The sequence below is a fragment of the Spirillospora sp. CA-294931 genome (genome assembly GCF_050946795.1).
GTDB lineage: Bacteria > Actinomycetota > Actinomycetes > Streptosporangiales > Streptosporangiaceae > Spirillospora.
Window position 1 is genome coordinate 4,826,317 of sequence record NZ_CP192006.1, and the last position, 20,126, is coordinate 4,846,442.

At 72.3% G+C, this 20,126-nt stretch carries 20 protein-coding genes and 2 riboswitches; of the genes, 4 read left to right on the plus strand and 16 right to left on the minus strand.

The features are described from left to right. Positions 1–19 precede the first annotated feature (19 nt). The 3 genes from ACQPY4_RS21790 to ACQPY4_RS21800 all read right to left on the minus strand — a co-directional run bounded on the left by ACQPY4_RS21790 (position 20) and on the right by ACQPY4_RS21800 (position 2,736). A complete protein-coding gene (locus ACQPY4_RS21790) occupies positions 20–1,405 on the minus strand; it encodes an MFS transporter (RefSeq protein ID WP_433323394.1) in 1,386 nt (461 codons plus the stop codon). 132 nt (positions 1,406–1,537) lie between these two features. Continuing rightward, positions 1,538–2,077: a maleylpyruvate isomerase N-terminal domain-containing protein gene (locus ACQPY4_RS21795; protein ID WP_433323396.1), complete on the minus strand. Its 540-nt coding sequence runs from the start codon at positions 2,075–2,077 to the stop codon at positions 1,538–1,540. 245 nt (positions 2,078–2,322) lie between these two features. Continuing rightward, a complete protein-coding gene (locus tag ACQPY4_RS21800; protein ID WP_433323398.1) occupies positions 2,323–2,736 on the minus strand; it encodes a plectin in 414 nt (137 codons plus the stop codon). A 215-nt stretch (positions 2,737–2,951) separates the two neighbouring features. On the opposite strand from ACQPY4_RS21800, the gene ACQPY4_RS21805 reads away from it, so the two are divergent. The 3 genes from ACQPY4_RS21805 (at position 2,952) to ACQPY4_RS21815 (ending at position 4,523) form a co-directional block, all read left to right on the plus strand. Beyond that, positions 2,952–3,536 (plus strand): TetR/AcrR family transcriptional regulator, encoded by a 585-nt coding sequence (locus ACQPY4_RS21805; RefSeq protein WP_433323400.1) that lies wholly within the window; start codon positions 2,952–2,954, stop codon positions 3,534–3,536. A gap of 95 nt (positions 3,537–3,631) precedes the next feature. Next, on the plus strand, positions 3,632–3,850 hold the full coding sequence (locus ACQPY4_RS21810; protein ID WP_433323402.1) for an EF-hand domain-containing protein: 219 nt from the start codon (positions 3,632–3,634) through the stop codon (positions 3,848–3,850). A 469-nt stretch (positions 3,851–4,319) separates the two neighbouring features. Next, positions 4,320–4,523 (plus strand): DUF5999 family protein, encoded by a 204-nt coding sequence (locus tag ACQPY4_RS21815; protein ID WP_433323404.1) that lies wholly within the window; start codon positions 4,320–4,322, stop codon positions 4,521–4,523. Positions 4,524–4,630: 107 nt separating this feature from the next. Here the strand turns inward: ACQPY4_RS21815 and ACQPY4_RS21820 are convergent, their stop codons facing one another. The 4 genes from ACQPY4_RS21820 to gcvP all read right to left on the minus strand — a co-directional run bounded on the left by ACQPY4_RS21820 (position 4,631) and on the right by gcvP (position 9,929). Beyond that, positions 4,631–5,227 (minus strand): alpha/beta hydrolase family protein, encoded by a 597-nt coding sequence (locus ACQPY4_RS21820; RefSeq protein WP_433323406.1) that lies wholly within the window; start codon positions 5,225–5,227, stop codon positions 4,631–4,633. Between the two features lie 43 nt (positions 5,228–5,270). Then, positions 5,271–5,525 (minus strand): carbohydrate-binding module family 14 protein, encoded by a 255-nt coding sequence (locus tag ACQPY4_RS21825; protein ID WP_433323408.1) that lies wholly within the window; start codon positions 5,523–5,525, stop codon positions 5,271–5,273. Between the two features lie 62 nt (positions 5,526–5,587). Beyond that, positions 5,588–6,745 carry a tetratricopeptide repeat protein gene (locus ACQPY4_RS21830; protein WP_433323410.1) on the minus strand — a complete coding sequence of 386 codons (1,158 nt, stop codon included), beginning with the start codon at positions 6,743–6,745 and terminating at the stop codon, positions 5,588–5,590. A 307-nt stretch (positions 6,746–7,052) separates the two neighbouring features. After that, a complete protein-coding gene (gcvP, locus tag ACQPY4_RS21835; protein WP_433323412.1) occupies positions 7,053–9,929 on the minus strand; it encodes an aminomethyl-transferring glycine dehydrogenase in 2,877 nt (958 codons plus the stop codon). 71 nt (positions 9,930–10,000) lie between these two features. Then, positions 10,001–10,110, minus strand: a riboswitch (glycine riboswitch). Then, a riboswitch (glycine riboswitch) is annotated at positions 10,111–10,207 on the minus strand. It lies immediately after the preceding riboswitch. 263 nt (positions 10,208–10,470) lie between these two features. Here gcvP and ACQPY4_RS21840 point away from each other — a divergent pair. Continuing rightward, complete coding sequence (locus tag ACQPY4_RS21840) at positions 10,471–12,936, plus strand: flippase-like domain-containing protein (protein ID WP_433323414.1); 2,466 nt, start codon at positions 10,471–10,473, stop codon at positions 12,934–12,936. A 95-nt stretch (positions 12,937–13,031) separates the two neighbouring features. Here ACQPY4_RS21840 and ACQPY4_RS21845 read toward each other — a convergent pair whose 3' ends face one another. The 9 genes from ACQPY4_RS21845 to ACQPY4_RS21885 form a co-directional block, all read right to left on the minus strand. Next, the gene (locus ACQPY4_RS21845) at positions 13,032–13,640 is read right to left on the minus strand and encodes a MerR family transcriptional regulator (protein WP_433323416.1); all 609 of its coding nucleotides are present in this window, start codon (positions 13,638–13,640) and stop codon (positions 13,032–13,034) included. 336 nt (positions 13,641–13,976) lie between these two features. After that, on the minus strand, positions 13,977–14,447 hold the full coding sequence (locus ACQPY4_RS21850) for a bifunctional nuclease family protein (RefSeq protein WP_433323418.1): 471 nt from the start codon (positions 14,445–14,447) through the stop codon (positions 13,977–13,979). Positions 14,448–14,588: 141 nt separating this feature from the next. After that, the gene (gene ftsR / locus ACQPY4_RS21855) at positions 14,589–15,284 is read right to left on the minus strand and encodes a transcriptional regulator FtsR (RefSeq protein WP_433323420.1); all 696 of its coding nucleotides are present in this window, start codon (positions 15,282–15,284) and stop codon (positions 14,589–14,591) included. Positions 15,285–15,321: 37 nt separating this feature from the next. Then, positions 15,322–15,858, minus strand: coding sequence for an FHA domain-containing protein (locus ACQPY4_RS21860; protein ID WP_433323422.1), 537 nt, complete (start codon positions 15,856–15,858; stop codon positions 15,322–15,324). Between the two features lie 275 nt (positions 15,859–16,133). Beyond that, on the minus strand, positions 16,134–17,039 hold the full coding sequence (locus ACQPY4_RS21865; RefSeq protein ID WP_433323424.1) for a DUF881 domain-containing protein: 906 nt from the start codon (positions 17,037–17,039) through the stop codon (positions 16,134–16,136). Further along, a complete protein-coding gene (locus tag ACQPY4_RS21870) occupies positions 17,036–17,368 on the minus strand; it encodes a small basic family protein (RefSeq protein WP_433323426.1) in 333 nt (110 codons plus the stop codon). The genes ACQPY4_RS21865 and ACQPY4_RS21870 overlap by 4 nt, the downstream gene beginning before the upstream one ends. A 22-nt stretch (positions 17,369–17,390) precedes the next feature. After that, positions 17,391–18,239 carry a DUF881 domain-containing protein gene (locus tag ACQPY4_RS21875; protein ID WP_433323428.1) on the minus strand — a complete coding sequence of 283 codons (849 nt, stop codon included), beginning with the start codon at positions 18,237–18,239 and terminating at the stop codon, positions 17,391–17,393. A gap of 53 nt (positions 18,240–18,292) precedes the next feature. Next, positions 18,293–19,414: a winged helix DNA-binding domain-containing protein gene (locus ACQPY4_RS21880; RefSeq protein ID WP_433323430.1), complete on the minus strand. Its 1,122-nt coding sequence runs from the start codon at positions 19,412–19,414 to the stop codon at positions 18,293–18,295. A gap of 42 nt (positions 19,415–19,456) precedes the next feature. Further along, on the minus strand, positions 19,457–20,092 hold the full coding sequence (locus tag ACQPY4_RS21885; RefSeq protein ID WP_433323432.1) for a LysE family translocator: 636 nt from the start codon (positions 20,090–20,092) through the stop codon (positions 19,457–19,459). Positions 20,093–20,126 lie beyond the last annotated feature (34 nt).

Here is a 20,126-nt window from a genome sequence, read left to right on the forward strand (position 1 = left end):
CCCTTGGGGGTGGGAGGGGTCAGACTCCGGCTTCGGCGAGGCTCATCTTGGTCTGGCCGACCTTGACCTTGCGCAGGTAGCAGGCCCAGGTGAGGGCGACGCAGATGCCGTAGAAGGCGGCCAGGGTGAGCAGGGCGGGGGTGATGCCGCCGCTCTCTTCGATGGAGATGCGGAAGGTCTGCTGGATCAGGACGCCGCCCGCGGCTCCGACGGCGGAGATGATGCCGATCGCGGCGGCGGCGTTGCGGCGAGCGGTGATGAGCGCCGTGGCCACGGCCTTGTCGTCGGTGGCGTCCACGCCCTCCAGCGATTTGGTTTTAAAGATGGCCGGGATCATCTTGTAGGTCGAGCCGTTGCCGATTCCCGTGGTGATGAAGACGAACAGGAAGGCCGTCAGGAACAGGGGCCAGCTCTTGGCCTCGACCGCCCAGGCGACTCCGGCGACGCCCAGGCCCATCAGAAAGAAGTCGATCATGGTGACGCGGGCGCCGCCGAAGCGGTCGGCGAGCCAGCCGCCGAGGGGGCGGGCGAAGGAGCCCGCGAAGGCGCCCAGCCAGATGAAGTCGGCCCCCTTGATGTCGGGGAACTGGGTCTTGATGAGGACGCCGAAGCTGAACGCGTAGCCGATGAACGAGCCGAACGTGCCGATATAGAGGATCGACATGATGATCGTCTGCGGGTTGCGGGTGCTGGCGGCCATCTCCTTCACCGTGTAGGCCGAGGTGGCCTTGGTGAGGTTGTTCATGAACAGGTAGGCGCAGAGGGCCGCCAGGAGGATGAAGGGCATCCAGACCCAGCCGACGGCGACCAGCCCGAAGGCGACGATCAGCGGCGGCATGGCCAGCTGGGTGACGCTGGTGCCGAGGTTGCCCCCGGCGGCGTTCAGGCCGAGCGGAAGGCCCTGCTTGGACGTCGGGTAGAAGTGGGTGATGTTCGCCATCGAGGACGCGAAGTTGCCGCCGCCCAGACCGGTGGTGGCGGCGATGAGCAGCAGGACCCAGAACGGGACGTCCGGGTTCTCGATCGCGTAGACGAACAGGCCGCACGGGATCAGCAGCAGCAGGGCGCTGACCACCGTGAAGTTCCGGCCGCCGAACAGGGCCGGGGCGAAGGTGTACGGGATGCGCATGGCGGCGCCCACCAGGTTGGGCGTGGTGGTCAGCCAGAGCGCCTCGCTCACCGAGAGCTTGATCCCGACGGTGGGCAGGTTGAGCACCGCGATGCTCCACAGCAGCCAGACCGAGAATCCCAGGTGCTCGGTCAGGATCGAGAAGACCAGGTTCTTGGCGGCGACCTTCTTGCCGGTCTTCGCCCAGAACTGCTCGTCGTCGGGCTCCCAGTGGTCGATCCAGTGACGGCCCCGGGACGCGGCCGCCGCAGCAGGCTCGTCGGTCATCGTGGTCATGCCGGTCCTCCCGGTGTCGTTGCGAACAACCGAGAAGGTAGGAACGCTGAGTTACAGGAGGCGTCGCCTCGTGTGCCCGGAGTGCTACATCCTCCGCACACAAGTAACAATCGTGTGTGAAAGATCCGCTGGTCAGGACCCCGGCCAGTGAGGAGACCGCCCGGACGAGCGCAGCACGGCCTCCCAGGCGTCCCCCGAGGCCAGGGGCAGATGCGGGACGCCCCAGTGCCACGCCGACACCAGCAGCTCGGGGTCGACGGGCCGGTGGTCGGCGCCGATGGCGCGGGCCAGGTCCCAGGCGTGCAGGTGCCATTCGACGCACGCGGCCCCGGCGTGGTCACCCACCGTGTACTTGGTGCCCTTGTAGACGAAGTGCGTCCGGTCCCACATGTCGGGCGTGAGGTCGCGGTAGGCACCGGCCGAGACGGTGAACGCCATGACGCGCTCGGGACCGGACTCGGCGGGCAGGACGGCCAGCTCGGTGGCGTTCTGGCGGGCCTGCTGGCGGATCAGGACGGCCGTCGCGGCCTCCTGGGCGAAAAGCTTGGCCAGGCGGCTGTCGGGCGAGTCCTGGAGGTATTCGAGGTAGCTCTCGGCCACGCACCGCAGGTGCCCCGCCAGGTCGCCGGCCGTCCAGAGGGTGCAGGGGGTGGGCGCCGCCCAGTCGTCCACCCGCGCCGCGAGCGCACGGATCGCGTGTACCCCGTCCTCATAGGACTCGAGTACGCGATGCCGATCCGGCGGCGTGCGCTCCAACGTAGTTCCCCCCGCGATGCAACCCCACGCCAGGGCGCGTCGCGCGCACCGCCGCGTCCCCGTGCGGCCTGTGGTGCGGGGCGCCCCGGCGTTCCCCGAGACGGTACATTCTCAAAGTTCGGCGGCCGTTGCCACTCGGTGACGCTGTGTCGCCGCCGCGGTCAGGCCACGGCCCGGCGGCCACCGGCCCGGAAGCTCAGCCGGTGCGCCTCGCGCGCGGTGCGCAGGCGGTCGACCTCGTCGGTCCACGGGCGGACGTGCGGCTTGGCCTTGGCGGCGCGGCGCGCGATCTCGGCGGCGCGGCGGGTCTTGGCGTCCTGCGCGTCGGTGGCGTAGGTCTTGGTCCCCATGGCCACCCGCTCGGACGCCTCGGCCGCGAGCACGGCCTCGGTGAGCGCGGCGTCGAAGGCGGTCGCCAGCGCGCGGATGTCGGCCTCGCCGCGCGCCTGGGCGTCCCGCAGGTCGCTCTCGGCCCGCGAGGCCGCCGCCAGCCGGTCGCGGTAGACCCCGGCCAAGGCCTGGTCGGCCTCGTACAGCTCCGCGACGTCCTTGCTCACCCGGCGACCCAGCGGCATTGGCGACACTCCTCAAATCCCAGGCTTTCGATTCCAGTCGACGCCAAGCGTACGCTCGGGATCACCGGCTTGTGACAGGGGACACCAAACTCCGCCCCTTTACACAGTAAGGTATCCTCGGAGGGCGCGGCGCCACGACCGACGATCTTCCGGTGTCCGGGGCCCTCCCGGCTCTAGGCTGGCCTCAGCGCCACCGATGGGCCAAGCAGAGAGGCATGGACACCCGAATGGTCCGGCAACCGGCGATCAACGCCCAGAACCGCGCTCCGCTGAGCACCGAGCGCATCATCGAGGCCGCTCTGCAGATCATCGACGGCCAGGGGCTGGGCCGGCTGACCATGCGGCGGCTCGGCGACGCCCTCGAGGTCGAGGCGATGGCGATCTACCACCATCTCCCCCGGGGCAAGGAGCAGCTGCTGGACGGGCTCGTCGCCCATGTCGCGATCGCCCCGGCCCAGACCCGCGACACGGCGGGCTGGCGCGACGCCCTGCGGCGCTGGGCGCTGGCGTACCGCAAGCGGCTCCTCGAACACGCCGGCGTGCTGCCGCTCCTGGTGACCAGCCGCAACCCGGCGGCGCTCGCGACGACGACGGCGTCGCTGCACGAGGTGCTGCGGCAGGGCGGCATCCCCGAGATCACGGCCGAGGTGGCCGCGCACACCCTGCTCGGCTACGTCATCGGCCACGCGGCCCTCGAAGTGCGCGGCGCCCAGGGCGAGGGCCCCGCCGCCGAGGTCGACTGGGACGCCCGCTTCGCCGCCGGGCTCACCCTCGTCCTCGCCGCCGTGAACCCCGGCTGACAAACACCTCAGAGGCCACATTTCACCCATGTTGCGCGCGCGTTCGTGCTTCGATGATGCCTCGTCAGCACAACGCACGATCCGAAGGGCCTCCCATGCCGGAACTCGACGACCCGACCGCCACGTTCAAGGAATTCGACCGCGACGGCGACGGCTACATCACCCGCGAGGAGTTCGCGCTCGCCATGCGCGCGCGTGGTGACGAGGTCACCTCCGCCGAACTCGACTCGATCTTCAACACCGCCGACGGACGCGACGGCGACGCGGACGGACGCATCGCGCTGCGGGAGTTCCTGGTGGCCTGGAACAAGTGACCCCGGCGCCGTGACCCCCTCCCTAGGGGGTCACGGCGCACCCTCCAGAGGAGTAGCGCTCATCCTCGGGGAGGAGCCCCGAGAGGGAACACCGGGGCGCCGCGCGGGCGTTGGAACAAAGTGGGTGACCACTGAAAACCGGCGCGGGCCAGAGCCCCGTACAGGACGGCCGCCGCGAGCGCCATCGAGCCCCGTGACAGGGGCGACGCCCCCAATCAGGCGCGGGTGTTTTCAAATCGGGCGAAACGTTTCCCCATCGGACGGCGTGTCGTTCTTCGGTCGTAATCGCGTGCGGGGCAGGCTGGCCCTACTGCTTCAGGGTGAGACGGGTCACAGCCCGACGGTACTTCGGTACCACCGAGCAACCGTCCCAACGGGCTATGGCCGCGACGATGCGAACCGTTCCACACTGAGATGCGTCACACACAACAACAACCACCCACGAGTAGTTGAGACCGGAGGCACGCCGATGTGCCCGCACCAGCCGCCTTGTCCCTCGCACGACGATGCCAACCGCGACGCCGCGCGGACGATCGCCACCCACCCCGAGCAGGGGTGGAGCCTCCTGTGCAACGGCGTCGTGCTTTTCGAGGACACCGGTGAGCTGCTGCCCGACGGGGGAATCATCGCACCGCACCGTCCGACGGACCTTCAGGCTCCGTCGGCCGCCTGAACCAGTTCTCCACGGGGTTTGACGGGGGACTAGTCCAAACGGGTGATCATTCCACGGGGGTAGCACCACCTGATCGAACCTCTGGGTCCGCACGGGGCCCAGAGGGACTAACCCTTCATCCAGCGACGCAGCCACGGCTCGGCGGCGGCACCGACCGCCGCCGGATTCCTGTCCAGGTCGTGACGCTCGCCCGGCAGGACCACCACCTCGGCCGCGTCCGCCGGGGCCGGAACGCCGAACTGGTCCTTGTCGCCGCTGACCACCAGCACCGGAACGCCCGCCGAGCGGAGCTCGTCCACCCGCGAGGCCGCCGGGTTCCACGGGGGCACCAGCGGGAACGCCAGCGCGATCACCCCGGCGGCCTCCGCCTCCCGCGCCGTCCGGCACGCCACCCGCGCCCCGTTGCTCCGCCCGCCCTGCACCAGCGGGACGTCCCCGGCCCGGCCCCGGACCGCCTCGATCACCTCGAGCCAGGCCGCGTCCTGCTTGGCCGGCGCCCCGGGAGCCCGGCGCCCGGCCCTGCGGAACGGCTGCAGAACCCGCGCCACCGTCCCGCCCAGCCCGAGCGCGACCTCCCGCACGGCCAGCAGGTCCGAGGCGTCCACGCCCCCGTTCGACCCGTGTGTCAGCACGAGCACGAACGCGGGCTCGGGGACCTCGTCCCACGTCACCTCGGCCGTCCCCTGCGAGGTCTCGATCTCCATGCCACTCACCGTAACCACCCGTAGCGGTACTCCCGCCCTGCCCTCACCGTGCGCGGCGGCACCTCAGCAGGCGCTGATCCCACACCACACGTGTCACATGATTGCCCGCGCAGCTCAACTCGTAGGCGATGCCGCTCGCGCATTGCCAGTACTTCCACGCGACACGGTGCGGGAAGTACCCGTGTGGCACCGGGCATTTGAAGGACGCCACCGGCGGGACGTCGGCGGTGGGCTTGGGCGTCGGCGGAGCGGAGCAGAGCAGGGCGCCCGCCACGAGCGCGCAGGGCAGATTGATCATGCGTCCAGGGTCGGGCCCCAGCGGCGGCACGGCGTCCGGGCACGCCCGGCTTGCTCGTTTCTTTACGGGGTCTCGGGGACGGACTCCGCGTCAGGCCACCCGGGAGGCAGGACGCCGGTGGTGGTGCCCATGGCCAGGCGCAGCCGCTCGGCGAAGCTCTCGTGCAGCAGCGGCCCCCACGCGTAGTCGCTGGGGACGCGGACGGCCCGCCCGATGAGCTCGTGCAGCTCGCCGGGACGCTGCTCGCCGGGCTCATCCGCGTACCGGAGCGCCAGCAGCGCGTACATGTGGTCGAGCGCGCCGAACGTCTCGCCCGCCAGCGCGGGCAGGGACCCGTCGGCCACCGACTGCTCGACGACCGGCTCCCACCACAGGTCGCCGGGGTCGGCGTCCTCGTCGGCGAAGTCGCGGCGCAGCCGGGCGCGGACGTCGCCCGCCACCCCGGAGACCGTCAGCCCGCGCCGCCACACCTCCCGCGCCTCCTCGCCCCGCCCGCGCAGCGGCAGCGTGCGGGCCAGCAGCTCGACCGCCAGCGGCCCGACGTCGGGGTCGGCGGCCGCGTCGCCGTCGTCGAGCGCCGCGCCGAACGCCCCGATGGCCTGGTCGAGATAGGCGATGCCGAGGGCGACCGCCAGCCGGGCGTGCGCGTAGGGGGCGGTCTCGCGGTCGATCAGCCGCAGCCCCGCGGTGAGGATCCGCTGCGCCCGCGGCGCCTCGCCGCGCTCCAGCAGCCGCTGCGCGAGGTCGTGCGCGGCGACCGGGCCGTACTCGGCGTCCCCGGTCGCGATCGTCTCCTCCCAGTGGCCGCGCGCCGCGTCGAATTCCCCGGCGTCGTCGGCCAGGCGCGCCAGCGCCAGGTACGCGGGAGGCAGGTAGGCGGCGTTGCCGAAGCCGACGACCGCGCGCCACGCCGCCGCGGCGTCCTCGTGCTCGCCGCCGCGCTCGTGGGTGAGCGCCAGATGGTAGGCCGCCCTCGGCCCGTACTCGGGGTCGCCGGTGGCGATCGCCGCCCGGTCGGCCTCCCGGGCGCCCGCGACGTCGCCCGCGTCGTCCAGGACCACGGCCAGCCCGAGCGCCGCCTGGGCGCGGAAGGGCCCCTCGCCGAGGTCGAGCACGCGCCGGAACAGCCGCGCGGCCTCCTCGGGCTCGCCCGCTTCGGCGAGCCGCCTGGCCTCCTCACACAGGACGGAGGGTTCGGCCGTTTCCGGGGTCTCGCTCATGCGCTGCGCCTCTGGGGGTCGAGTTGGGTGCCCAGAGCCTACCGACCAACCCCCGGCCCGTCCCGCGACACACACGCGATCATCCAGATCTTCCCGCCCCCACGCCCACCGCTGACGACCCGCCTCCCCTACAGGCCGCCGCGAACGCGTCCACGGCGCGACAAGGCGATGCGCGGTGCGGCCCGCCGGAAGCGGGCCGCACCGCGCATCGCCTTTACTGCGGCGCCTTGTGACGAGTGTCGCCAGCTCGCGTGGACGCGGTCGTGCGGGGTGGGCCGCGCCACCGCGCCGGGCGGCGGTGGGGCGGTCAGTCCTCGAAGGCTTCCGGGGGCGGGCAGGAGCAGACGAGGTTGCGGTCGCCGTAGGCCTGGTCGATGCGGCGGACGGGCGACCAGTACTTGTCGTCGCGGAGGGACGGGAGGGGGTAGGCGGCCTCTTCGCGGGTGTAGGGGTGCTTCCAGTCCTCGGTGAGGAGGGCCGGGGCGGTGTGGGGGGCGTTCTTGAGGGGGTTGTCGTCGCGGTCGTAGGAGCCGTCGGCGACCCGCTCGATCTCGCGGCGGATCTCGACCATGGCGTCCACGAAGCGGTCGAGCTCGGCGAGGTCCTCGCTCTCGGTGGGCTCGATCATCAGGGTGCCCGCGACGGGGAAGGACAGGGTCGGGGCGTGGAAGCCGTAGTCGATCAGGCGCTTGGCGACGTCCTCGGCGGTGATCCCGGTGTCCTTGGTGATCTTGCGGAGGTCGGCGATGCACTCGTGGGCGATCAGGCCGTTGCGGCCGGTGTAGAGGATCGGGTAGAGCGGGGCCAGGCGGGTGGCCAGGTAGTTGGCCGAGATGATCGCGCCCTCGGTGGCGGCGCGCAGGCCGTCCGGGCCCATCATCGCGATGTAGGTCCACGAGATCGGCAGGATGCCCGCCGAGCCCCAGGGGGCGGCCGAGATCGGGCCGACGCCGGTGTCGCGCGGTCCCGCCTCCTCGCGGAGGGGGTGGCTGGGCAGGAACGGCGCCAGGTGCGAGCGGACGCCGATCGGGCCGACGCCCGGCCCGCCGCCGCCGTGCGGGATGCAGAAGGTCTTGTGCAGGTTGAGGTGGGAGACGTCCGACCCGAACTCGCCCGGACGGGCCAGCCCGACCAGCGCGTTGAGGTTGGCGCCGTCCACGTAGACCTGGCCGCCCGCGTCGTGCACCGACTTGCAGACGTCGGTGATGGTCTCCTCGAACACCCCGTGGGTGGACGGGTAGGTCACCATGATCGCGGCGAGGTTCGCCCCGTGCTTGCCGATCTTGGCGTGCAGGTCGTCGAGGTCGATGTTGCCGTGGTCGTCGCACTTGACCACCACGACCTTCATCCCGGCCATGACCGCGCTGGCGGCGTTGGTGCCGTGGGCCGACGACGGGATCAGGCAGATCGTGCGGTGGGCCTCGCCGCGCGAGGCGTGGTAGCCGCGGATGGCCAGCAGCCCGGCCAGCTCGCCCTGCGAACCGGCGTTGGGCTGGACGGAGACCTCGTCGTACCCGGTGATCTCGGCGAGCCGCCGCTCCAGGTCCTTGATCAGCTCGATATAGCCGCGGGCCTGCTCGATCGGCGCGAACGGGTGGATGTTCGCGAACTCCGGCCAGGTGACCGGCTCCATCTCGGTGGTCGCGTTCAGCTTCATCGTGCAGGAGCCGAGCGGGATCATCGAGCGGTCGAGCGCGATGTCGCGGTCCTGGAGCTTGCGCAGGTAGCGCAGCATGGCGGTCTCGGAGCGGTGCGCGTGGAACACCGGGTGGGTCAGGTACGGGCTCTCGCGGCGGACGAACCCGAGGTTGTCGCCGTCGGCCGCCGGGACGTCGCCCTCGTATCCGAACGCCTTCCAGACCAGCTCGACATGCTCGTGCGTGGTGGTCTCGTCGCAGGCGATGCCGACGTGGTCGGCGTCCACCCGGCGCAGGTTCACGCCCAGCTCGCGGGCCCGCGCGACGACCACGGCGGCGCGGCCGGGGACGCGGGCCAGGACGGTGTCGAAGAACGCGCGGTGGACGATCTCGACGCCCCCGGCCTCCAGGCCGGCGGCCAGGGTGACCGCGTGGCCGTGGGCGCGCTGCGCGATCGCGGCCAGGCCGTCCGGGCCGTGGTAGACCGCGTACATGCTGGCCATGACGGCCAGCAGCACCTGGGCGGTGCAGATGTTGCTGGTGGCCTTCTCGCGGCGGATGTGCTGCTCGCGGGTCTGCAGGGCCAGCCGGTAGGCGGGCGCGCCGTCGATGTCGACCGAGACGCCGACCAGGCGGCCGGGAAGCTGGCGCTGGATGCCCTCGCGGACGGCCATGTACCCGGCGTGCGGCCCGCCGAAGCCGAAGGGGACGCCGAACCGCTGGGACGAGCCGACGACGATGTCGGCGCCGGACTCGCCGGGCGGGCGCAGCAGCGTCAGCGCGAGCAGGTCGGCGGCCACGACGACCTGGGCGCCGCGCTCGTGCGCCTGGGCGGTGACCGGCTCCAGGTCGCGGACGGCGCCGGACGCCCCCGGGTACTGGAGCAGGACGCCGAAGAAGTCGCCCTCGGGCAGCCCGCCGGACAGGTCGGCGGTCACCACCTCGATGCCGAGCGGGATCGCGCGGGTCCTGATGACCTCGATGGTCTGCGGGAGCGCGTCGGCGTCGACCAGGAACGCGCCGGGCTCCTTGGCCCGGGACGTCCGGTGCGCCAGCGCCATGGCCTCGGCGGCGGCGGTGCCCTCGTCCAGCATGGAGGCGTTGGCGACCGGCAGGCCGGTCAGGTCGGCCACGGTGGTCTGGAAGTTGAGCAGGGCCTCCAGGCGGCCCTGGGAGATCTCGGGCTGGTAGGGCGTGTAGGCGGTGTACCAGCCGGGGTTCTCCATCACGTTGCGCAGGATGACGCCGGGCGTGTGCGTGCCGTGGTAGCCCAGGCCGATCATGGACGTGAGGACGGTGTTCGCCGACGCCAGCTCGCGCAGGCGCTCCAGCGCCGCGGGCTCGCTCAGGGCGGCGGGCAGGTCGAGGTCGCCGCCGGTGCGGATGGCCGCGGGCACGGCGTCGTCGATCAGGGCCTCGGCGCTGCCGTAGCCGATCGCCGCCAGCATCCGGCCGCGGTCGTCGGACGACGGCCCGATGTGCCGGTCGGCAAAGGTGTCTCGGGTCTGCTGCGGCGACGCCACGGGGGCGAAGTACGGGGCGGTCATTGGGGAGAGCCTCCTGGGCTGCTGCGGTCGCTCAGGGCCACCACCGGCCCTTGGGCGGCCGGTGGCCGATCTCCCCCTCTGTCATCGGCACCTGAGAGCTTTGCCCGCGAACGGGATTTCCCCTTCGGTGAGGTGCCCCTCCCCCGGGTCTCGGGGAACGGGCTCCTTCTTTCCAGAGGTGCCTCGCCCAGCGGTCCTTTTGCCTGAGAGGTTCCGGGGAGGAGTTGCCCCTTCGGCGTCCCACGCTGGCCGCGTGGGCACTCTCCCGCACAGGGTCGACGGCGTCTGTAGTGGAAACTCTATCCAACCGGAGCCGGAAACGATCGTTACCGCCCCCCGGCGAGACCGCGTCCGCGCCGGAAAACGCACCCCTGCCCGGGCTGTTGCCGTCCGGCACGTAGGATATTGACCGTCCGCGGGTCGGGGGTTCCGCGGATTCGGGGGGCGAGAGCGGCACCGATTACGGGTATGGCCGCACTCGACGATGCGGCGCCCGTTCTGGGACGCTGATCTCAATGACCTGTGCGGACGGCGGTGGGGCGTGACGCAGACCCACGACGAGAAGGTGCGGGACGACCCGTCCGCCCCCTCGGTCGTGCCCGTCGACGAGCCCGCGCTGCCCGACCGCATCCGCCGCCCGTCCGACGCCTTCCGCTGCGCGGCCTCGGTGGCCGGGCTGGTGGTGATCCTGCTGCTGGTCGAGGTGGGGCAGCAGACCACGCGGGGCCTCCAGGGCGACATCGTCGAGGGCACCGCGCACGCCCCGCGCTTCCTGCTGACCCTGGCCACGCTGGCCTCCAGCTTCGGCGTGCTCGCCGTGCCGGTCGGGTTCGCGATCGAGCGGCTGTTCCACAAGGACGGCGTCCGCGTCGCGATCGCCCTGCTCGCCGCCGTGATCACCTTCGGGCTCACGGTCGCGCTGGACGACCTGCGCACCGCCGCCGCCCCCGGCGGAGTGCTCGACTCGCTGATCTGGGGCGGCACCGACACCGCTCCCGTCCACACCGACATCGCCCCGGTGATCGCGTTCGTGAGCGCGGTCGGGATGGCCGGGCGCGCCCGCTGGCAGGCCGCCACCTGGACGATGATCGGCCTGGCGGCGCTGACCGGCCTCACGGCGTCCTACGCCTCGGTCGCCGCGCTGGCCGCCACCTACTTCCTGGGCCGCGCCATCGGCCACGGGACGCTGTACGCCGTCGGCACGCCGAACCCGCGCCCGCCGGGCACGGCCGTGGTGGCGGCGCTGGGGCGGCTGGGACTGCGTCCCGTCCAGGCCGACCGGCTCGCCTCGCTGCCCGACGAGCCGCGCCGCTACGGCGTCCGGGTGGCGCACGAGGCGGGTGCCGCGCCCGCCGACGCCACCGGGGTGACGCTCCCCCAGGGCGACTGGCAGCTGGACGTCCGGGTCCTCGACCGCGACAAGCAGACCGCCGGGCTCCTGCAGCGGATCTGGCGGCTGGTCCGGCTGCGCGAGGCCACGCCGCGCCGCGAGCTGCGCTCGCTGCGCCGCTCGCTGGAGCAGGAGTCGCTGATGGCCTACGCCGCCGACGCGGCGGGGGCCCGCACACCGAGGCTGGTCGGCGCGTCCGAGGTCGGCACCGAGGCGGCACTGCTGGCCTACGAGCACGTCCAGGGGCGGCGCCTGGACACTCTCGACGACGACGAGATCACCGACGCGCTGCTGAGCGACATCTGGCACCAGCTCAAGCTGCTCCAAGTGGCGCGGCTGGCGCACCGGCGCCTGGTCGGCGAGGCGATCCTGGTGGACGACGACGGCCGCCCGTACTTGGTCGGCCTGGGCTCGGGCGAGATCGCCGCCGGTGATCTCGCGCTGCGTCTCGACCTGGCCCAGCTGCTGACCACGCTGGCGCTGCGCGCGGGTCCGGAGCGGACGATCCGCACCGCCGCCGAGGTGCTGGGCGAGCCGGCCCTGGCCGGGACGGTGCCGCTGCTGCAACGGGTGGCGCTGTCGCCCGGGACCCGCGCGGCGCTGCGCCAGGACAAGGAGCTGCTGACTCGCATCCGCGACCGGATCGTCCGGCTCCAGCCCGAGAGCGAGGCGGCGCCGGTCCGGCTGGAGCGGTTCCGGCCGCGCACGATCCTGAGCATCGTCGCGCTGGGCATCGCCGCGTACATCGTCATCCCGCAGTTGAGCAGCGTCGACCTGGTCCATCTGTCCTCCACCGCCGACTGGTGGTGGGTCTCGGTCGGGCTGGCCGCCGCCGCGCTGACGTATCTGGCCGCCGCGCTGATGCTGATGGGGTTCGTCCCCGAGCGGCTGCCGCTGTGGCGGACGGTCGTCGTCCAGATCGCGGCCTCGTTCGTCAAGCTGGTCGCGCCCGCCGCGGTGGGCGGGGTGGCGATCAACACCCGCTATCTCCAGCGTTCGGGCGTCCGGCCGGGCCCGGCCGTGGCCAGCGTCGGCGCGTCGCAGCTCACCGGCATGGTCGCGCACATCCTGCTGCTGATCATCTTCGGTTTCGTCACCGGCTCGACCGGCCAGGCCACCCAGGACCTCGCGCCCTCGCGCACGGTCGTGATCGTCCTGCTGTCGCTGGCGGTGCTGGCGGGGGTCGCGCTGACCATCCCGGCGGTCCGCCATTTCGTGACCGCCCGGCTGGGCAGCATGTTCTCGGGTGTCGTCCCGAGGCTGATGGACGTGCTCCAGTCGCCCCGCAAGCTGGCCACGGGCCTGGGCGGCTCGCTGCTGCTCACCGTGGGCTTCGTGGTCTGCCTGGACGCCTCGATCCGCGCGTTCGGCGGCTCGCTGCCCTGGGCCACGGTGGCGATCGTGTTCCTCACGGCCAACGCCGTCGGCTCGGCCGCCCCCACCCCGGGCGGTCTGGGCGCCGTCGAGGGCGCCCTCACCCTGGCCCTGACCTTCTCCGGCCTGTCCGCCGAGACGGCGACCTCGGCCGTGCTCCTCTACCGCCTGCTCACCCTCTGGCTGCCCGTCCTGCCGGGCTGGGCCGCCTTCGCCTACCTCCAACGCAAGGAAGCGATCTAACCCTGTCAGCCCCGGCCACGCGCGTGAGTGGGCTTCACCGGTCGTTCACAAAGCGAGCCGCTAGGCGAGCGTGGGTGGGTGGTGTTTCGGGCAGCTCAGCCCGTCTTGCGGACGCGGCGGCGGTGGGCCAGCTCGTCGTGGGGGTGGTGGTCGTCGTCGTCCGGGTCGTCGGTGGCGGCGCGCTCGCCGGGGAGTTCGGCGAGGCTGCCCTCGACCTCCTGCCAGACGCGGCCCAGCGCGATGCCGAAGACGCCCTGGCCGCCCTGGAGGAGATCGACGACCTCGTCGGGCGAGGTGCACTCGTAGACGCTGACGCCGTCGCTCATGAGCGTGATCAGGGCCAGGTCGCGGACGCCGCGGTCGCGCAGGTGGGTGACGGCGGTGCGGATCTGCTGGAGGGAGACGCCGGTGTCGAGCAGGCGCTTGACGACCTTGAGGACGAGGATGTCGCGGAAGCTGTAGAGCCGCTGGCTGCCCGATCCGTGGGCGGCGCGGACGCTGGGCTCGACCAGGGCCGTGCGGGCCCAGTAGTCGAGCTGCCGGTAGGTGATGCCCGCCGCGGAGCAGGCCGTGGGACCGCGGTAGCCGACGTCCTCCGGTGGGGCCGACACCTCGGTGTCGAAGAGCAGTCCCTGCTCTCCGGCGCGCTGGGATGCCACATGCCTCTCGGGATTCGCCTTGCCCTCGCCGCTGCTCACCGCCACGCGGACCTCCGGCTTCTATCAGCCCGCCGTGTTTCGTCAAGGGGGTTTGACGAATTACACCACGGGTGTTCCACCAGCACGGTAGGTGCCGGTCAGGGTGTGGTCAACGTTCGACGTCGGCGCGTCGCATGCCCGGATGAACCGGCTTCACGTGGGCAAACTGCGCGTCTTCGCTCCTCAGGGAGTCCTACCCCGCCCGTCACCCTGCGGAAACGGACCTGTTCAGCTCGGCGGGCGGGTTCTGGCCGCGAGGTATTTCCCTGCGGAACGGCCACAGGCGGTCAGCCGGGGGTACGGACCTGTGGCCGGACGGCCCGAAGACCCTCCGAACGGAGGTCAGCCGGCCCGGCCGAAATCCTCGGGGGAGATCGTGTCGAGGAACTCGCGGAACTTCTCGACCTCGTCCTCCTGCTCGTCGGGGATCGCGACGCCCGCCTCTTCGAGGACGTCCTCGCTGGCGAAGATCGTCGCGCCGGTGCGCAGGGCCAGGGCGATGGAGTCGGACGGGCGGGCGCTCACCTCGACGCCGTTGGAGAAGACCAGATCGGCGTAGAAGATGCCCTCGCGCAGGGCGGTGATGTTCACCGTGCGCAGCTGGACGCTCAGGGCCTCAAGGACGTCGCGGAACAGGTCGTGGGTGAGGGGGCGCGCGGGCAGCACGCCCTGCTGGGCGAAGGCGATCGCGGTCGCTTCGACCGCCCCGATCCAGATGGGCAGGTACCGATCTCCGCCGGTCTCCTTCAACAGGACGATCGGCTGATTGGAGGGCATCTCGACCCGGACGCCGACGACCTCCATCTGCTTCACTGCGGCTCCCTGCTGGTTCTCGCTGCTTCGATCACCACATGCCCGGAACGATCCCCGACCGAACCCTGTAGCCAACGTACACCCAGCCTCCGACGGCGCGACGGGGCGACGGCCCGGCAAAAACCTGCGCCCGCTCCCCCGCTATCGGTCAAGGTTTTCCCGCAGCGCTCCGGCCAGCAGAGCCGCGTGGAGCTTCACCGAAAGCTCGGCGATCTCGCGCGCGGTGTCGGCCGCCTGTTCGTGCGCGCCGGGGCTCCGGCGGCGCAGTTGGGGGCCGACCGCCTGCTCGATGAGGTCGGCCTGACGGTCGGCGGCGGCCTTGATCGCCCGCAGGTTGCGGGCCTCGAACCCGTAGGAGCCCAGGGCGGCGGCGGCCCGGGCCACGGTGAGGGCCTGGCCCTCGTAGTGCTGGCCGACCCGGCGCACCAGGCCGTACTCCTCCAGGCGCGCCAGCAGGTCTTCGCCGATGCCCGCGCCGTCCAGGAGCTGGCGGCGGGTGAGCCTGACCTCGGGGTCGGGAGCGGCCGAGTCGGCCGCGACCAGCGTGCGCGGGCGCTTGTCGGCCGGGACGTTCTCGCCCCGGTCGAGCGCCTCGAGCTGCTGCCTGATCACCCGGAGCGGCAGGTAGTGGTCGCGCTGCGCGGTCAGGATGTGACGGAGCCGCTCGACGTCGGCGTCGCTGAACTTGCGGTAGCCCGAGGGACTGCGCTGCGGTTCGATCAGCCCCTCGGACTCCAGGAAACGGATCTTGGAGACCGTGATGTCGGGGAAGTCGGTCCTGAGCAGGCTCAGGACGTCCCCGATCGTCATCAGGGCACGGGCCGCCTGCGCGCTCATGCCCCCTCCCCTCGTCGCTTCCCCGTGATCGCCCCCGTCAGCCGTGCTGCGGATTGGTCAGGAAGACCAACCGGAACTTTCCGATCTGCACCTCGTCCCCGCCGGACAGGCCGGCCTGGTCGATGCGCTGCCGGTTGACATAAGTGCCGTTGAGGCTGCCCACGTCGCGCACCGAGAACGCCCCGCCTTGGCGGACGAACTCGGCATGGTGGCGGGACACGGTCACGTCGTCCAGGAAGATGTGGCTCTCGGGGTGGCGCCCCGCCGAGGTCCGCTCGGTGTCGAGCAGGAAGCGGCTGCCGGCGTTGGGGCCGCGCTTGACCACCAGCAGGGCCGTGCCGGGCGGGAGCGCCTCGACCGCGAGCTGGTCGGCCTGCGGCACCTCGTCGGCGCCCTGATCGGCGTCCAGGGCCTCGAAGCCCCCGATGGAGATGGTCGAGGTCGATTCGCCGGGCGACTCCCTCGGTGGGAGGGGTGCGCCGGCACTCCGCGTCAGCGGCGTGCCGCAGTTCGAGCAGAAGCGGGCATCATCCGGGTTGGCGTGACCGCACTGCGTGCAGTAGACGCTCGGCATCGATCGGCTCGGCCTCCTACCATCGGCATGCCCCAGGCATCGGGCTCCGCTGCCGCGGATCCCGCCTGCGCCATGCGCATCCTGTACCAACCCCCGCCGGGGACCCGCCCCGACCTCGGTCCTTCGTCACCGCCCGGTTTCCCGACGGTCGCCGCAACTTACGCGGGTGAAGCCCGGGGGGTCAACCGGAGTGGTCCGCCGGCACTCCCCAAGCTACCTTCGTCAATGATCGCAGGTCTACGGCGCCGCGCGCACGTCGGCCGGATCGTCCCAGGTCATCCCGGACGAAGCGCCCGAATCTCGATCCGGGCGCGCGAGGTGATCGTGGCCTGGGCGCCGGCGTTGCGCAGCGTCCGGACGACCCCACCGGGGATGTTGAGGGCCGTGGTCATCGTGTGCGGGTCGCCGATGGCCAGGAAGATGTAGGGCGCCTCCAGCTCCCTGCCGTCGGCCTGGACGCCCGAGGCGCCGTCCAGGAAGTAGGTGCCCGCGCCCGCCCGGACGTCGTTGATCTGGATCACCTCGGCGCCGGCGTCGCGCAGCTCCTGGAGGGCGTCGAGCAGGTTCCCCGACCGGACGGCCTTGGCCGGGTCGTCGATCCGCACCTCGATGCCGGGGCCCTCGGCCGGGAGCGTTCCGGCGAGCAGCCCGTAGGCGTCGGCGCGCCTGCGGGCCTCGTCGAGGGCGGTGCTGCCCTCGACGTCGCGCTCCAGGTTGCCCTTGGTGGTCTCCAGCTCGCGCAGGTCGCCCCGGAGCCGCTCGGAGCGCTGCGACAGGTTGGACAGGATGCCGACCAGCTCGTCCTGCCGGGCGGTGGAGAACGTGGTGTCGCGCTTGTTGGACTGGACCTGCGCCACGAAGGCGAAGCCCAGCACGAGCGAGAGCAGCCCGCCCACGAGCTGCGCCCGCGTCCCCCGGGGGCGCAGCAGATCGAACAGCGCCGCGCGCCCCCGAGCCTCACCGCGCACCTCACGAGGCTCCTCGTGAGCCTCGCGCGCCTCGCCGCGGGCCTCGTCACGGGCCTGGTCGCGGGCCTCGTCACGGGCCTCGCGCGTCTCGTCGCGGGTCTCGTCGCGGGTCTCGTCGCGGGTCTCGCGCGTCTCGCCGCAGGCCTCGTCGCGGGTCTCGCGGGCCTCGTCGTCGGCCTCGTGGGTCTTGTCGTGGGTGTTGTCGTCGCTCATGCGCGGAAGAGCCTTCGGCGGATGGCGGCGGCGTTGGAGAAGATCCGGATGCCGAGGACGACCACGACCCCGGTCGAGAGCTGCGAGCCGACGCCGAGCTGGTCGCCCAGGAACACGATCAGCGCGGCGATCACGGTGTTGCTGACGAAGGAGACCACGAAGACCTTCTCGTCGAAGATCCCTTCGAGCTTGGCGCGGACGCCGCCGAACATGGCGTCCAGCGCCGCGACGATCGCGATCGGAAGGTAGGGCTGGAGCCACAGGGGCACGGTCGGCTCGAACAGCAGGCCGAGCAGCACCCCGATCACCAGCCCGATGAGCGCGATCACTCCCGGTTCCCCTCTTCCCCGTTCACGGCCTGCTCAGCTCCCGTCCCGGCCGGGCGTGGCGCAGCCGGGCCGGTCCGGCGGCGGGCAGCCGCGCGGAGCCGTCGGTGCGCGTCTCGACCCGGATGCGGAACCGCTCCTGGAGCGCCCGGAGCCGCTGGTCGGCCGCCGATCCGGCGAACTCCCGGGTCATCAGGTCGGTGTCGCCCAGGGCCGTGACCCGGTAGGGGCCGGTGAGCGGGCGGTAGTCGACCAGGACGGCCTCCCCCGCCGTGCGGATGGCCGAGGTCGGCGTGAGCCGCTGCCCGTTGATGCCGATGGCCGTGGCCCCCGCGGCCCACAGCCCGTTCACCACGATCTGGAGGTCCTGATCATAGACCCGGCCGTCGTCGCCCGCCGAGCGCGAGTCGTCCAGGACGATGGTCAGCCCCGGCCCGGAGGCCGGTGCGGCCGCGGCGGCGGTCTGGGCGGCGGTCAGGTCGTGCTTGGCGCGGCGTCCGGCGTCGCTGCGGGCCAGGGCGGCGCCGCGCAGCCGCTCGGTCTCGGCGCCGAGCCGGTCGACCCGGCGCTCCAGTTGCTCGTTCTCGTCCGTCCTGAGCTTGATCTCGCCGATGAGCCGGGCGCGCTGCTGCGCGGTGGCGGGCTCGCTCCGCTTGACCTCGGCCGCCGCCACCGCCGCCAGGACCCCGGTCAGGACGAGGACGAACAGCACGCCGCCGCGCCGCAGCCGCCCGGGACGGCGCGGCTCGCCCGTCCGCCGGGCCGCGGCCTCGGCGTAGGCGGGGTCGAGCGCCTTGCCGTCGAAAAGGTCGGCCAGCAACGACATGGAGGCGTCCGGGCGACGCCAGTCACGCCTCGGTTCCTCCTGGGTCACGCCCCCCATCATGGCAACCCTCGCCAAATCGTTCCCACGCGCCACGGCGGCCCCTACAGCGGCTCGAGGGTCACCCGCCGGTCGGCGACGCCGGGCGCGGCGAACTCCAGCGTCCGGGCGGCCTCCTCCGTCAGGGCGGCGGCGGTGGCCTCCGGAGGCGTTCCGAAGGGCCGCAGGGTCAGGACGGCGGCGTCGCGGCCGAGGTCGATCGTCCATTCGCCGCCGGTGAAGCCGTCCACCAGCAGGAAGCCCGGCACGGGCCTGCGCTGGGCGTACTTGCGTTCCAGGTGCTGCTCGGTGATGAACCGGGAGCGGTCGGCGTGGGAGAGGAGCAGGTTGTCGAAGTCGTACAGAAGCCGGGGCGGGGCGGGGACGTCGGGGTCGGGGCGCGGGGCGTCCGGCAGGTCGAGCAGTTCCCGGCCCTGCTCGTCGGTGAACACGGCCAGACGCGGCCGGAGCCGGTCGGTGACCTCGCGCAGCCGGGTGAGGCCCGACCAGGTCTGGACGTCGGCGACGGTGGCCGGGCCGAAGGCGGCCAGGTAGCGCAGGACCATCTCGTCCAGGGCGGCGTCCGTGGCGAGCGGCGCGCCGAGCCACGACTCGGCGGTGGTGTGCGCGATGGGGCCGCTCTTGCCCCACACGCCGCGCGGCGGCACCTGGACGAGCGCCATGCGGTTGCGGGCCGCGTACGCCAGCGAGGCGGGCGCCCGGTCCCCCCATCCCGCGCTCCGCCCGTGCTCGGCGAGCAGCGCGCCGAGCTGTTTGGAGGTCAGCGGGCGCTCCTCCAGGAGCGGCCGGGCGGCGGCGGTCAGCTCGTCCATGTCCAGGCCCTCGACGGGCTTGCCGTGGGTGTGGTTCCTGAACAGGTCCCGGTCCAGGACCGGCTGGACGAGGGGCCTGAGCCACAGGCAGTCGCGGGCGCTGACCAGATGGATGGTGGAGCGCATCAGGGCCAGCCGGACGAGCCGGCGCCCCGTCAGCGCTTCGGCGGCGTCCTCGGGGCGCACCCCGTCCAGCCGGGAGGCGAACCCGAAGTACCACGAGTGCGGCGTCTGCGCCTGGAGACCGGCCAGCCGCTCGACGGCCTCGACCACGGGCATCGTCGCGCGCCGCAGCAGGAGCTGCCGTTCGAGCGTGGCGCGGTTGAGCCCCCGGCGGCTGATCATCGCGGTCATGACCGGTGATTATGGCTCACGGGAAGGAGCCCGGATCAGAGGTCAGGAGTTGGCGGGGGTGAGGCCGAGGTGGATGGCGAGTCCGCCCAGGACGGTGCCCATGATGTAGCGCTGGACGCGCTGCCAGCTGGGCCGCTTGGCCAGGAAAACGGCGATGGAGCCCGCGCTGAGGACGATGAGGCCGTTGATGGTCAGGGCGACGGTGATCTGGGAGAGGCCCAGCAGGAGGCTCTGGAGGGCGACGCTGCCCCGGTCCGGGTCGACGAACTGGGGCAGGAGCGAGACGTACAGGATGGCGATCTTGGGGTTGAGGAGGTTGGTCACCAGGCCCATGGTGAACAGGCGGCGGGGCGGGTCGGCGGGGAGGTCGGCCACGGCGAAGGCCGAGGTGCCGCCGGGACGGAGCGTCTGCCAGGCCAGGTAGAGCAGGTAGGCGGCGCCCGCGAGCTTGACCGCCGTGTAGAGGCCGGGGACGAGGGTGAAGACGGCCGTGAGCCCGGCGGTGGCGGCGACGAGGTAGACCCCGAACCCGGCGGCGACGCCGCCGAGGGAGATCAGCCCGGCGCGGCGCCCCTGGGTGACCGAGCGGGACACCAGGTAGATCATGTTCGGGCCGGGGGTCAGCACCAGTCCCAGTGCGACCGCCACGATCCCGGCGAATGCCCCGTAAGTAATCATTGCTCGATGCTATGGCTCCAAATGATTCGGTGCA

Bases quoted from the DNA above. Each gene is read 5' to 3' on its own strand.
- ACQPY4_RS21790 (WP_433323394.1), bottom strand. From the start codon at position 1,405: ATGACCACGATGACCGACGAGCCTGCTGCGGCGGCCGCGTCCCGGGGC.
- ACQPY4_RS21800 (WP_433323398.1), bottom strand. From the start codon at position 2,736: ATGCCGCTGGGTCGCCGGGTGAGCAAGGACGTCGCGGAGCTGTACGAG.
- ACQPY4_RS21805 (WP_433323400.1), top strand. From the start codon at position 2,952: ATGGACACCCGAATGGTCCGGCAACCGGCGATCAACGCCCAGAACCGC.
- ACQPY4_RS21810 (WP_433323402.1), top strand. From the start codon at position 3,632: ATGCCGGAACTCGACGACCCGACCGCCACGTTCAAGGAATTCGACCGC.
- ACQPY4_RS21815 (WP_433323404.1), top strand. From the start codon at position 4,320: ATGTGCCCGCACCAGCCGCCTTGTCCCTCGCACGACGATGCCAACCGC.
- ACQPY4_RS21820 (WP_433323406.1), bottom strand. From the start codon at position 5,227: ATGGAGATCGAGACCTCGCAGGGGACGGCCGAGGTGACGTGGGACGAG.
- ACQPY4_RS21825 (WP_433323408.1), bottom strand. From the start codon at position 5,525: ATGATCAATCTGCCCTGCGCGCTCGTGGCGGGCGCCCTGCTCTGCTCC.
- ACQPY4_RS21830 (WP_433323410.1), bottom strand. From the start codon at position 6,745: ATGAGCGAGACCCCGGAAACGGCCGAACCCTCCGTCCTGTGTGAGGAG.
- gcvP (WP_433323412.1), bottom strand. From the start codon at position 9,929: ATGACCGCCCCGTACTTCGCCCCCGTGGCGTCGCCGCAGCAGACCCGA.
- ftsR (WP_433323420.1), bottom strand. From the start codon at position 15,284: ATGAGCGCGCAGGCGGCCCGTGCCCTGATGACGATCGGGGACGTCCTG.
- ACQPY4_RS21860 (WP_433323422.1), bottom strand. From the start codon at position 15,858: ATGCCGAGCGTCTACTGCACGCAGTGCGGTCACGCCAACCCGGATGAT.
- ACQPY4_RS21865 (WP_433323424.1), bottom strand. From the start codon at position 17,039: ATGAGCGACGACAACACCCACGACAAGACCCACGAGGCCGACGACGAG.
- ACQPY4_RS21880 (WP_433323430.1), bottom strand. From the start codon at position 19,414: ATGACCGCGATGATCAGCCGCCGGGGGCTCAACCGCGCCACGCTCGAA.
- ACQPY4_RS21885 (WP_433323432.1), bottom strand. From the start codon at position 20,092: ATGATTACTTACGGGGCATTCGCCGGGATCGTGGCGGTCGCACTGGGA.